The 12,022-nt window shown below is 61.4% G+C and carries 10 protein-coding genes; 1 reads left to right on the plus strand and 9 read right to left on the minus strand.

The window, feature by feature from the left end; genetic code table 11:
* Nucleotides 1-123: 123 nt before the first annotated feature.
* Entirely contained in the window at nt 124-2,478 is a 2,355-nt protein-coding gene (locus ABWQ00_RS14980; RefSeq protein ID WP_502908157.1) for a protein-disulfide reductase DsbD family protein, read from the minus strand.
* Nucleotides 2,479-2,578: 100 nt separating this feature from the next.
* On the opposite strand from ABWQ00_RS14980, the gene ABWQ00_RS14985 reads away from it, so the two are divergent.
* Complete coding sequence (locus ABWQ00_RS14985) at nt 2,579-3,406, plus strand: creatininase family protein (RefSeq protein ID WP_353239462.1); 828 nt, start codon at nt 2,579-2,581, stop codon at nt 3,404-3,406.
* A gap of 55 nt (nt 3,407-3,461) precedes the next feature.
* Here the strand turns inward: ABWQ00_RS14985 and ABWQ00_RS14990 are convergent, their stop codons facing one another.
* The 8 genes from ABWQ00_RS14990 to ABWQ00_RS15025 all read right to left on the minus strand — a co-directional run bounded on the left by ABWQ00_RS14990 (nt 3,462) and on the right by ABWQ00_RS15025 (nt 11,752).
* Entirely contained in the window at nt 3,462-4,619 is a 1,158-nt protein-coding gene (locus tag ABWQ00_RS14990; RefSeq protein WP_502908155.1) for a TGL-type protein-glutamine gamma-glutamyltransferase, read from the minus strand.
* Between the two features lie 66 nt (nt 4,620-4,685).
* Entirely contained in the window at nt 4,686-5,360 is a 675-nt protein-coding gene (locus ABWQ00_RS14995) for a histidine phosphatase family protein (protein ID WP_353239463.1), read from the minus strand.
* Between the two features lie 49 nt (nt 5,361-5,409).
* Nucleotides 5,410-6,333 (minus strand): PhzF family phenazine biosynthesis protein, encoded by a 924-nt coding sequence (locus ABWQ00_RS15000; RefSeq protein ID WP_353239464.1) that lies wholly within the window; start codon nt 6,331-6,333, stop codon nt 5,410-5,412.
* A gap of 14 nt (nt 6,334-6,347) precedes the next feature.
* The gene (locus ABWQ00_RS15005; RefSeq protein ID WP_353239465.1) at nt 6,348-6,962 is read right to left on the minus strand and encodes a glutathione S-transferase family protein; all 615 of its coding nucleotides are present in this window, start codon (nt 6,960-6,962) and stop codon (nt 6,348-6,350) included.
* A 2-nt stretch (nt 6,963-6,964) separates the two neighbouring features.
* Entirely contained in the window at nt 6,965-8,158 is a 1,194-nt protein-coding gene (locus ABWQ00_RS15010; protein ID WP_353239466.1) for an aminotransferase-like domain-containing protein, read from the minus strand.
* Nucleotides 8,155-9,096, minus strand: coding sequence for a DMT family transporter (locus ABWQ00_RS15015; RefSeq protein ID WP_353239467.1), 942 nt, complete (start codon nt 9,094-9,096; stop codon nt 8,155-8,157). The genes ABWQ00_RS15010 and ABWQ00_RS15015 overlap by 4 nt, the downstream gene beginning before the upstream one ends.
* A gap of 67 nt (nt 9,097-9,163) precedes the next feature.
* Entirely contained in the window at nt 9,164-9,781 is a 618-nt protein-coding gene (locus ABWQ00_RS15020; RefSeq protein WP_353239468.1) for a LysE family translocator, read from the minus strand.
* A gap of 63 nt (nt 9,782-9,844) precedes the next feature.
* Nucleotides 9,845-11,752 carry an ATP-binding cassette domain-containing protein gene (locus ABWQ00_RS15025; RefSeq protein ID WP_353239469.1) on the minus strand — a complete coding sequence of 636 codons (1,908 nt, stop codon included), beginning with the start codon at nt 11,750-11,752 and terminating at the stop codon, nt 9,845-9,847.
* Between the last annotated feature and the right edge of the window lie 270 nt (nt 11,753-12,022).

Raw genomic sequence — 12,022 nt, forward strand, 5'->3', positions numbered from 1 at the left:
TGGCGCATGAGCCAGACGGGGGTGTGGTCGGTGGCCTGGCGCAGGCAGGCGCGCAGGAAGCTGTCGTTTTGGAGGGGGGCGAAAGAGCTCATGCCCCCGATTGTGGCAGGCTGCGCGGGGTCATTAACGGGCGAGTGGCAGACGGTGCAAGGCCGTTTGCACCTCGCTGACGCTGAGCAGCTCGGACAGCAGCACGGGCGTGCTGCCTGAGCTGTACAGGGCATAAACCGGCACGCCGCTGCGGCCCAGTGCCGTCAGTGCCTGTGTGATGGCCGGGTCGCGACGCGTCCAGTCTGCACGCATCAGCACCACTTGGCGTTGTGCAAAGTCGGCCAGCAGCTGCGCATCGGCCAGCGTGGTTTTCTTGTTGTATTGGCAGGTCACGCACCAAGCGGCGGTGAAATCCACAAAAACCGGACGGCCTGCGGCCAAATGGTCTTGCAAAGCGGCTTCTGACCAAGCTTGCCATGCGGGGGCGTAGGCGGTTTGGGTGGACGTGCTGGCGCTGGCCACCGGGACTGTCGGTGCTTCGCGCAAAGCCTGCGGCAACCAACTGCTGCCCAACCACATCAAAGTGGCCAGAGCCAAGCTGCTCAAGACCCAACGGGTGCGGCCCTGCAATCCCAGCGCCCAGACCAAGCAGGCCACGGTGAGCAACAAGGCCAACAAGCCGCTGGCGCCGTCGATGCCGGTTTGTTGGCCCAGCACCCACAGCAACCAAACCACGGTGGCCAACATCGGAAAAGCCATGGCTTGGCGGAAAGTCACCATCCAGGCCCCGGGGCGGGGCAGCGCGCGGGAAATGCCCGGCCACCAGCTGGCCGCCAAATAGGGCAAAGCCATGCCCAGCCCCATGGCGGCAAAGACCAGCAAGGCCTGCCAAGCGGGCAGCGCAATCGCCAAGCCCAAGGATGCCCCCATGAAGGGCGCGGTGCAGGGCGAGGCCACGGCCACGGCCAGCACGCCGGACAAACCGGCGTTCACCGTCGGGTGGCGGCTTTGCACTGTGGCCAAGCGGCTTGGCAACATGTTTCCGAACTCAAACACACCGGCCAGGTTCAGGCCCAGCAGGGTGAACAAGAGCGCCAGGCCCGCCACCACCGGCGGCGATTGCAGTTGAAAGCCCCAGCCCAGTTGTTCGCCCGCAGCCCGCAAGGCCAGCATCAGGCCCCCCAGCAGCATGAACGACAGCACCACACCTAGGGTGTAGGCCAAGCCCGCTGCACGGTGTTGGGTCTGCGAGGTGTTGGCTTGCGCAAAGCCCAGCACCTTGATGGCCAGGATGGGGAACACGCAGGGCATGAGGTTGAGCAGCAAGCCGCCTGCCAGTGCGCCCAAAATGGCCAGGGTCAAACCCAGAGCGGTGGTGCTGGATGCCGCTGGTTTTTCTGCAAGTCGGGCATTCTCGGCCAGCGCCTTGGCAAGGGCCGGTGAAATTTCAGCGGGGGCGGCTTGTGTGATTGGGGGCCAAGAGCCTGCTACTGGGGTTTCAAGCTCAAAAGCCGGTGTTTTGGGGGATGACTCTGGCCCTAAGGCGAGCACCCAGCGCATGCTGCGGGGGCTGTCGCCCCGCTCTTCAGACACCGGGATTTGGGCGTTCCAGACCGCGCCTTGCCAGTTCTGTGTCCAGTCTTTGCCTTGCACGGCGGCGTTGTGCACCACGTTGGGCGTGATCGGGAAAGCGCTGAGCATTTGGCCGCGCCAGCTGTCTGGCAGGCCTGTCACCTGCAGGTTCAGGCGCTTACCGTCGGGCGACAAAGTGGTTTGTGCACCGCTGCCCACCGGGTTGTGGGCTTGCGGCTGCGCCATTTTTTGAGGGCTCTGGTCGCGCGCTTTGTCAAACAAGGCCGCATGGGACGTTTGAGCTGTGGCAGAGGTCAAACTCAAGGCCAATTGCCCTTCTTGTGGGATGCATTCTTTGCGGCAGACCAGCCAATCGGCCTGCAACTGCACGGTCAAGGGCGCGTTGGCCGGAAATTTGAAATTCGCCGAGACCGTGATCGGAACGGTCAAAAGCAAAAGGCCTTCGTAGCCATAGTTGGCCAGAGTGCCAATCGGGAATTTTTTGGGCAAGGGCCAGGCGATGTCACCCGCTTGCAAACCGGCAGGCAGTTGCCATTGCAGGCGCGTGGGCAAACCCGAATCGCCGGGGTTTTGCCAATAGGTGTGCCAATCGGGCTGGTGCTCGATCTGCAGCCCCAACCAAAAGGTCTGACCCGCTTGGATGCCTTGGGGGGCGTCCACCAGCAATTCGGCCCGCACTTGTTCGGTGCTGACCACGTGGCGGCCAGCCGACAACAAAACGCTATGGGCCGCTGGGGTGCTCGATGTACCCGGTGTGCCCGAGGTGGCGGCCTTGGAGGAAAACAATGCGCCACTTTGAGCCTCGCTGGGCAGAGGCCATGCCAACAGGAGGCCGATGCAGACAAAGGCCCCCAAAAAAGTCCAGACCTGCAGGCGGGTCCAGCCACGAGACATCACGGAAACTTTCACAACCATCCTTCAAGGGTCCCCACACTTGCGGCAAGGCGTATGGGAAAGGCACTGTACACGCCCCGGCTCCATTAAGATGCCAAAGATGCAAAATCCTTCACGTCTTTGGGCCGACTGGACCACCACCGATTTTCAGGCTTTGGCACGGGATCGGGCCATCGCTGTCTTGCCCGTGGCCGCCACCGAGCAGCATGGGCCTCATCTGCCATTGTCGGTGGACACCGATTTGGTCAACGGCGTGGTGCAGGCCTGTTGGCCGCATTTGCCCGCTGATCTGCCTGCCTTGTTTTTGCCCACCCAAACGGTGGGCTTGAGCCCCGAGCATGCGCGATTTGCAGGCACCCTGACGCTCAAGGCCGAGACCGTGATCCGTTTGTGGACCGACATCGGTGAGTCGGTTGCTGCCAGCGGCGTGAAAAAGCTGGTGCTGCTCAACGCCCACGGCGGGCAAGTGAGCGTGATGGACATCGTGGCCCGCGACTTGCGCGCCCGGCGGGGCATGTTGGTGTACAGCGTGAGTTGGTTCAATTTGCCTTTGCGCGACGCTCAAGGCGCGGATGTGAACGCGATGTTCAGCGCCGAGGAGCACCGCTTTGGTGTGCACGCGGGTGACACCGAAACCTCGATGATGCTGGCGCTGCGTCCCGACACGGTGCGCATGGACCAGGCGCAAAACTTCCGATCCACCGCGCAAGACCGCGCCGAGCGGTTCGAGATTTTGGGTAATGGCAAAAGCGCCAAGCTGGGCTGGCAAATGCAGGACTACAACCCGCATGGGGCCGCCGGCAATGCGGCTGCGGCCACCCCACTCAAGGGCCAAGCGCTGCTGGACGCTTCAGGCCGCGCTCTGGCGCAGTTGCTCACCGAAATCGACCAACTGCCGCCAACCACATTGAATGAGCAGACGGGTTGAGCTTCTTTGGGGGGCGAGTCCGATTGTCCGACGGGGTTCAATCCGGTACAGGGTTTCAAAAAGTCGGCAAGACCAATTGGCAGTCATCTGGGCTGACGCTTCGCGGGTGCTCGCGTGTGGCATCGATGCACCCGCCTTCGGCATAAACCCCTTGGGGGTCGCGCATGCGCACCATGCGCTCCAGCACCTGCTGCCGAACTTGGGGGTCGCGTTCGGTTTGGGCCACATGCTTTTCAACCACCGACTCGTCCATGACCAATTGGCCTTGGCTGTCCACCATGGCGCCGTGGCGCCAGTGGAAAATTTCAATCGCTTTGGATTCCAAGGTGAACGGTCGATCGCGCTGCCAAAAGTTGCTGAAGAGACCCCCCCCCATGTAGATCACCCAAGAGCCTTCATAACCCTCGATGTCGGACGATCGTTCGTCGGGGTTGCGGAACCACAGCCGATCGCCGGGCACATAAAACCGGCTGGGCAAAGGCGCGGCCATGCTGCCGTATTCGATCAAAAAAACATCGTGAAATTGCCCTGACCGAACCGCGTGCCGTTCGTTGAGTTGCTGCAAATCGGCCAGCAAAGCGGGGTGGTGGGCCGCCAATTCTTGGGCGATGCCCAAAAGAATCACGTATTCGGTGGCGCGGTAGCAAGAAAAATCGTACAGCTTGCCAGTGGCTTCGGGCTGGGTGGCGGCCACCAAGGCGGCAATCAGCGGGCGACCGGGCTGCAGGATGAAGCCGGGACCGTCTTCGTAGTGCCAGTCGGCTTCTGGGCGTTCGGCCGCTTCGGTTTTGAAAGCCAGCGCAGTCTTGCGGGCGGCCAGCACCATGTTGCGCCTGACCCTGATGTGCGACTGCAGGGCTGCCAAGTTGGCAAAGCTGAAAAGGTGGGGCGAGCCCAGCAGGGCCACGGCAATCTCTCGCTCTACCGTCCAGTCTGGGGGGTCATCCTTGTTCTGTCTGAGCCTTTGGTGCAGGCCCAGTGTGTCGTGGTTGGGCATGAGTTGCTCAAGGGCATTGGGCTGCAAGCTGCATTGCACCAACAAGCCTCCCTCTGGATGTTCAAGCGTGACCGATTGCGTCGAGGTGTGGAGATCAAAACCAACCAACCATGCTGCCAAGTCCAGCGCCAAGACAGCGGCCTCGTTCGGGGTCTTGGCCCTGAGTGCGATGCCTTGGGCATGTCCAGGATCTGACCTGGTGGGTGAAAAATTCATGCCTGTGATTTTGCCCCTGAGTTTTTGAGGTCATCCCTAGGGATTACGCGCAAAGCATGATCTCAATCAAGCAAAAGTCACCCAGTCCTTGTGTGCGTCGCTGTCCAGGTGCGGCAAGGTGTTGTAGGTCAGCAGCATGTGCCGCTTGGGGGTGAACACGAATTCGGTCAGCGCCGTGTTGCGGATGCGCAGGTTCAGCTCGATGGTGGTCTCAGGCGGGGTGCCCAGCACGCGGCCCACGGCGGTGGAGATGGGGCCGCCACTGGAGACGATCATCACATCGCCCGAATGGTTTTGCCGCACATGGTCAAGCGCGGCTTCGATGCCGCCCACAAAGTCGGCATAGCTGGGCATGTCCCGTGGCTGGGTGCGACCGGCCATCCAGGCCTGCAGGCCGTCGCGCAGCAGCCGAAAGTGGTGGCGGTACAACTCGGGCGTGTCGGGCTTGGCCAGCGGCTCGGGGTGGATGGACTCGATCAGGGCGTGGCTGTCGTATTCATTGAGGCCCGGCCACACGTCCGGCGTGTGCGGCAGGCCCGCGCCTTCGGCAATGCCTTCCCAAGTTTGGCGGTGGCGCTTCAAGCTGCCCATGAGCACGGCTTCGATGGGTTTGTCTTGCAGCTTGGGGCGCAGGTATTCGCCCAAGCGCACGGCTTGTTGGCGGCCCAGCGGGCTGAGTTGATCGTAGTCATCGGCCCCGAAAGAGGCTTGTCCGTGGCGGACCAAATAGAGTGTTCCCATGGGCTGAGATTGTGCGCAGCCTGGGTGCTTGCGCCTGTCGCTGGAGTGATCAGAGGTCGACGACGCCCTGGATGCAGCCGACCACATCGCCGCCGACCCAGACTTGGCCTTGTGCGTCTTTGGTGAGGAACACTTGGCCCGCACGGCCCAGCACCGTGCCCTGGCGGGCGCTGTAGTGGTCAGGCATGTGGCCATCGGCCATCAGCCATTGCGCCAGCGACGCGTTCAGGCTGCCTGTGACCGGGTCTTCGGTCACGCCCACCGGGGCGGCAAAGGCGCGCACTTCCAGATCCGTCGGGTCGTTGGCCATCCGGGAGGATGCCGCGAAGGCGCGGGCCTCGCGGTTGGCGCGGCGGATCAGCCCACCTTCTGGGGCTTGCCGCTTGGCCGCTACGCCGACTTTGGTGCCCAGCTTTTTCAAAACCGTATGGTCAGGGGTCAGGGCCAACACCGTCTCGACATCATGGACCAGCAGGCCCAGCCAGTGCGGGCCGTTGTTCAGGTGTTGCGCAGCGATGACTTCTGACGCATCCAGCCCCAATGCCGCCAACACCGGGGCAAGGTCTTCGGTCGAGATGTCTGAGCGGTTCAGTGGCGGCGCCGCAAAGGCCCAGCGCTCGTCCAGCTGTTTGAGGTTCACCAGACCCACGCCACACTCTTGCACGAGCACCCCCTCTTGTCGAGGCGTGTTGCCCGCATTCAACCAAGCGTGGGCCGTGCCCAGCGTGGGGTGGCCTGCAAAGGGCAGCTCAGCCCCAGGCGTGAAGATCCGCACCCGGTAATCGGCCCCGCCCGCTGCCCCTTCGGTCGTGGGCGGCAGCACAAAGGTGGTTTCACTCAGCTGCGTCCAGGCGGCAAAGGTTTGCATTTGCGCATCATTCAGGCCCGTGCCATCGAGCACCACGGCCAGGGGGTTGCCCAGAAAGGCGGTGTCGGTGAAGACGTCGACTTGTTGGTAGGCGCGGGTTTTCATGGTGGAAATGTCTTTCAGGACAAAGGTAAATCCAATACACCCGCTGCTCCCGGATGCTGGCGCATGAGTGCGTACCAGCGTTCCAGATGTGGCCAGCGGGGACGGCTTTGCGGCAGACCCCACCATCGGTGCACTTCGCATGCGATGGGCAGATCGGCCATGCTCATCTGCGCGCCCGCAATGAAAGCTTGCTTTTGCAGCTGTTGATCGAGCAAATCCAGCAAGGGTTCAGTGGCTGCGACCGATTGGGCAATCAGGTCATGATTGCGTTGGGATTCGGGCGTTCGAATCCATTGCACGAAGGCAGGCCCGCTGGCGCGATTGAGGCTGGTCTGTTGCCAGTCCATCCATTGCTCTGCCGTGAAGCGGGTCTGCAAGTCAGAAGGGTAAAGCTGGTTTTCCCGTGCGCACAGGTAGCGCACGATCGCGTTGGATTCCCACAGTGTGTATTCGCCATCCTGGATGGTGGGCACCATGGCATTGGGGTTGAGCATCAAATAGTCTGGTGTGTTGACCACACCAAAGCTCAAACCGGCTTCTGTGCGCTGAAACGGGATGTTCAGCATTTGTGCGCAGAGCACGACTTTTCGCACATTGATCGAGCTGATGCGCCCCCAAATCTTGAGCATGCTTATTTGCCGGGCATAGATTCGCGGATCGCGGCAGCTAACGCGCTCATGCCGGTGTTGATCTGGTCCACCGTGGCCGTCACAAACGACAGGCGCAGCGTGCTTTCGCTGGCATCTTGGGCATAGAAGGCAGAGCCCGGTACAAAGGCCACGCCTTTTTCAACGGCTTTGTCCAGTAAAGGAATGGCTTTGAGGCCCTTGGGCAGTTGCACCCACAAGAACATGCCGCCCACCGGGCGGTTCCAAGATAGGCCCAGGCCCGCCATTTCGCGGTCGAGCGCAGCCAGCATGGCCTCGCATTGCTGTTTGTACAGCGCGCGGATGGTGGGCACATGGCGGTCAATGAAGCCATCTTTTAGCACTTCTGCTACCACGCGCTGGTTGAAGCTGGGTGTGTGCAAGTCGGCCGCTTGTTTGGCTTGAAGCAACTTGGGGTAGAGCGCTTTGGGGGCCACCACATAACCGAGGCGCAGGCCGGGGGCCAAAATTTTGGAAAACGAGCCCAAGTAAACGCTGCCCTCGGGATGGCGCGAACTGAGGGATGGCGCTGGCGGAGCGTCAAACCACAAGTCGCCATAGGGGTTGTCTTCGATGATGGGCAAGCCGGTTTCGGTGGCGACTTGGGCCACGGCGGCGCGGCGCTCTTCGGTCATGGTGCGGCCCGTGGGGTTCTGGAAGTTGGGCAGCAAATACACAAAGCGGGCTTTGTCGGCTCCGGTGCCGACTTTGGCGCGCAGGTCGGCGGCATCCACACCGTGCTCGTCACTGTTCACGCCGACGGCGATGGGCTCCATGGGGGTGAAGGCTTGCAGTGCGCCCAGATAGGTGGGCGTCTCGACCAGGATGCGGCTACCCGCGTCGATCAGGATCTTGGCCACCAGGTCCAGGCCTTGTTGGCTGCCGGTGGTGATCAGCACCTGGTCGGGGCTGACGTGCATGCCTTGCTTGAGCAGGTCTTGTGCGACCCATTCGCGCAAAGGGGCGTAGCCTTCGCTGGCGGCGTATTGCAAGGCGGCTTTGCCGTCATCCCTTAGCACGCGCTCGCTGGCTTCGCGCATGGCCTCGATCGGGAAAGTCAGCGGCGAGGGCAGACCGCCCGCAAAGCTGATGATGCCGGGCTTTTCGGTGACCTTGAGGATCTCGCGGATCACCGAGGGGTTCATTTTTTCGGCGCGTTGGGCCAGCGTCCAATTCATTTTTTGCTCCATTGATTGTGTTTATCGGGTGAAGGGGTGTTGGCCATGCGCCGCCCCATGAAGACGGTGAGCACGACCAGCAAGGCAAAGCCCAACGTCATCGCATCCAGCGATTCTCCCAGCAAAGGGATGGCGGCCAGAATGCTGATGAAGGGCTGCAGCAATTGCAGCTGGCTCACGCGCAGGGGGCCGCCCAGGGACAGACCCCGAAACCAGGCGAAAAAACCGGCCCACATGGAGAACACCCCGACGTACAACAGAGCCAGCCACGCGGAGGTGGCGATCGGCTGGGTGGGCCAGGTGAGCCATGCTCCGGGCAGCGTGATGGGCAAGGCCATGACGCAGACCCAGCTGATGACCTTTTCAGCGCCAAGGCTGGCCGTGACTTTGGCCCCGGCCACATAGCCCAGCGAGGCGGCGACCACAGCGCCCAGCAACAGGCTGTCGGCCCAGGTCAGGCCAAAACCGTGCCCCATTTGTGCGGCCCGCAGCACGCTGTAGACCGCGACCAAGCTGCTGCCCAAGGCCGCAAACACCCAAAAGCCCAAGCGTGCCCTCTGGTGCATGAGCCAAGCGGCTGCTGCGGCTGTGGCCAGGGGCAACAAGGCGGTGATGACGGCCGCGTGGCTGGCTGTGACGTGCCGCAAGGCCCAACCCAACAGGAGCGGGTAGCCGATCACATTGCCCGCGAGTGACAAATACAAAGGCCCGCGTTGCTCGGCCGATGGCCAAGGCGCGCGCACGGCCAACAGGTAAATCGCCGACAGCACCCCCGCCAGCGCGGCCCGCCCCCAGGTGACAAACCAGGGCGACAGCTGCGGCGCATCTGCCGTGCCGGTGGCCAGGCGCGTCATGGGCAAGGTGAGCGCAAAGATCACCACGCCCAACAGGCCAAGCCACAGGCCTTGGGTTTCTCGTCGTTGCGGGATGTCGCTCATGGGGCGCTTAAATTGGGCGGGTTGTTTGGGTGGTGTCGCTTTCGGTGGCCAGTTGCTTGACCAGACCTCAGGCGGCGTTAGAGCGCAAGCCGTTCAACATCCAAAAGACCGTGGCCACCAGGGCCACAGACATGCAGCGGTTGAACATCAGCAGGCGTCGTCCGTGTGCCAGCCAGTGGCGCAGCATGGAGCCTGCGACCGCATAGGTCAGGTTGCTCAAAAAACCATAGGCCACCATGATGGGCAGCAGCACCAGCGTTCGGGCTGTGGCGTCTTCGCGCCCAGCCACCCAACCTGCCACGATGGCGAGCGCCAGCATCCAGGCCTTGATGTTGAGGAACTGCAGGCCCACGCCTTGGACAAAGCCCACTTGCAGCTTGGCGCTGTCGGCTTGCTGCAAGCTGCCGCTTTGCCACAAACGCGAGGCCAGCCACAGCAAATAGCCCGTGCCCAAGGTCACGATGCCCCATCGCAAAGGCGGAAAAGCCACCACCAAACCGCCCAAGCCCGTGGCGCACAGTGCGAACAAAATGCCCCAGCCCACCGGCACCGCACACACAAAGCGCATGGCCCGGCGCAGGCCGTGGTTGGCAGCCAGGGCGGTAGAAAGAGTGGTGTTGGGCCCGGGGGTGAAGCTGCTCACGGTGGCCAGCACCAACAAGGCGCTGAGTTCTGAGGGGGTCATGGTTTTGAATGTAGGGCCTAACGCTCACTTTTCAGGTCACCGCTTCGACACAGAAAGGGCAGTTCAGCGTGCCGACAGCACTTCCCAGCGCTCCATGGCCGCCAACAACACGTCATCGATCTCGGTGTCTCGCTTGAAAAGTTGTTGTGCCAGTCCAGGGTCGCGTTGGTAAATGCTGCCATCGGCCAGTTGGGCACGTCCATCGGCCTGCTCTTTTTCCAGGGCTTCGATTTTGGCGGGCAGCTCTGCAAGCTCGCGCTGCTCTTTGTAGCTGAGTTTGCTGCGGGCCGGTGCCGCCGGAGCGGCGGCAGTCGTGGCGGGCGCAGCCCCAGTCACGGGCGTCGATCCGCTGCGCTGAGCAGCCTGCGCCCGAATGGCTTGGGTGCGTTGCGATTGCACCAGCCAGTCCTGCACCGAGCCCTCGTATTCGCGCCAGAAGCCGGGCTGGTCCGGGGCGCTTTCGCAGGCGATGATGCCGGTGACCACGTTGTCCATGAAGGCGCGGTCATGGCTGACCAAGAACACCGTGCCTTCGTAGGTTTGCAACAGCTCTTCGAGCAGTTCCAGTGTTTCGATGTCCAAATCGTTGGTCGGCTCGTCCAGCACCAACACGTTGGCCGGGCGTGCAAACAAGCGTGCCAGCAGCAGGCGGTTGCGCTCGCCGCCAGACAGCGAACGCACGGGCGATGTGCCGCGAGCTGGCGAAAACAAGAAGTCGCCCAAGTAGCTTTTGACATGCTGACGCTTGTTGCCGATCTCGATCCATTCGCTGCCAGGGCTGATGAAGTCCTCCAGCGTGGCATCCAAGTCCAGTGCGTCGCGCATCTGGTCAAAGTAGGCCACTTCCATTTTGGTGCCGCGGCGCACTTCGCCGCTGTCTGCTTCGAGTTCACCCAGAATGAGCTTGAGCAAGGTGGTCTTGCCTGCGCCGTTGGGACCCAATAAGCCAATTTTGTCGCCGCGCAGCAAGGTGCCCGTGAACTTGTCGATGATGGTGCGCACGCTGCCATCGGGTTGTGTGAAGCTCTTGCTCACGTCGGTCAATTCGGCCACCAGCTTGCCACTGGGCACGCCCGAGGCGACTTCCATCTTCACATTGCCCACCTTTTCACGGCGGGCAGCGCGTTCACTGCGCAGGTTTTGCAGGCGGGTGATCCGGCTTTGGCTGCGCGTGCGGCGCGCTTCCACGCCTTTGCGAATCCAGATCTCTTCTTGAGCCAGTAATTTATCGGCTTTAGCCTGAATCACGGCCTCCTGTGCCAGTTGCTCTTCTTTTTGAATTTGGTAGGCAGCATAGTTGCCAGGATATGGGCGCAATTTGCCCCTGTCCAGCTCAATGATGCGGGTCGCAATGCGGTCCAAAAATGCGCGGTCATGGGTGATGGCAATGACGCTGCCCTTGAAGTCAATCAGCAGGTCTTCGAGCCAAGTGATGGCATTCAAGTCGAGGTGGTTGGTGGGTTCGTCCAACAAGAGAACGTCGGGTCGTGTGACCAAGGCCTGCGCCAATGCCACACGCTTGCGCATGCCACCAGACAGAGACTGAACAATCGCATTGGGGTCGAGTTTTAATCGTTGCAGGGTTTCTTCCAGTCTTTGCTCCCAGCCCCAACCATCTCGTGATTCGATCAGTCCTTGCAAGGTGTCCAGGTCGCCTCGGCTGTGCGTGTAATCGTCGATCCACTTCATCACTTCGGCCAAGCCTTCGCGCACAGACTCAAAAATCGTGTGCTCAGCCACCAGGATGGGTTCCTGAGCCACGTAAGCGATGCAAACGCCGTGTTGGACATGCAAGTTACCGTCATCCGCCCGCTCCATGCCCGCCAGTATCTTGAGGAGGGAAGATTTGCCTGTGCCGTTGCGACCAATCAAGCCGATTCGCTCTGATGTTTCTAAAGAAAAGTCGGCGTGATCAAGGAGTGCGACGTGACCAAAAGCCAGAGACGCGTTCATGAGTGTGAGTAATGCCATAGGGCCATTATCCGGGGGCGGTTGCAAAAATTAGACGAAAAATTCAAAAAGATGATCAGTGACCAAAAAACTGTGTCACAATGGAGGGCTTCGCTGCACACAAATGAGCTTTCGCTAGATAAGCACAGCAGGCACCGAAGAGGTTTTTGAAAAGATCCCAGGGATCAAAAAAATTTCAAAAATTTGACACAGGCTTAAAAACTGTGCCATAATTCAAGGCTTCGCTGATCGCAGCGTAGCGATAAGAGGCAATAAAAGTTGCCTTGGGTT

This window comes from Limnohabitans sp., from assembly GCF_040400975.1.
Classification (GTDB): Bacteria; Pseudomonadota; Gammaproteobacteria; order Burkholderiales; family Burkholderiaceae_C; genus Limnohabitans_A.

Coding starts and splice junctions, on each gene's coding strand:
- ABWQ00_RS15020 (WP_353239468.1), bottom strand. CDS start 9,781: ATGACCCCCTCAGAACTCAGCGCCTTGTTGGTGCTGGCCACCGTGAGC.
- ABWQ00_RS14990 (WP_502908155.1), bottom strand. CDS start 4,619: ATGAATTTTTCACCCACCAGGTCAGATCCTGGACATGCCCAAGGCATC.
- ABWQ00_RS15025 (WP_353239469.1), bottom strand. CDS start 11,752: ATGGCATTACTCACACTCATGAACGCGTCTCTGGCTTTTGGTCACGTC.
- ABWQ00_RS14995 (WP_353239463.1), bottom strand. CDS start 5,360: ATGGGAACACTCTATTTGGTCCGCCACGGACAAGCCTCTTTCGGGGCC.
- ABWQ00_RS15005 (WP_353239465.1), bottom strand. CDS start 6,962: ATGCTCAAGATTTGGGGGCGCATCAGCTCGATCAATGTGCGAAAAGTC.
- ABWQ00_RS14980 (WP_502908157.1), bottom strand. CDS start 2,478: ATGTCTCGTGGCTGGACCCGCCTGCAGGTCTGGACTTTTTTGGGGGCC.
- ABWQ00_RS14985 (WP_353239462.1), top strand. CDS start 2,579: ATGCAAAATCCTTCACGTCTTTGGGCCGACTGGACCACCACCGATTTT.
- ABWQ00_RS15010 (WP_353239466.1), bottom strand. CDS start 8,158: ATGAATTGGACGCTGGCCCAACGCGCCGAAAAAATGAACCCCTCGGTG.
- ABWQ00_RS15000 (WP_353239464.1), bottom strand. CDS start 6,333: ATGAAAACCCGCGCCTACCAACAAGTCGACGTCTTCACCGACACCGCC.
- ABWQ00_RS15015 (WP_353239467.1), bottom strand. CDS start 9,096: ATGAGCGACATCCCGCAACGACGAGAAACCCAAGGCCTGTGGCTTGGC.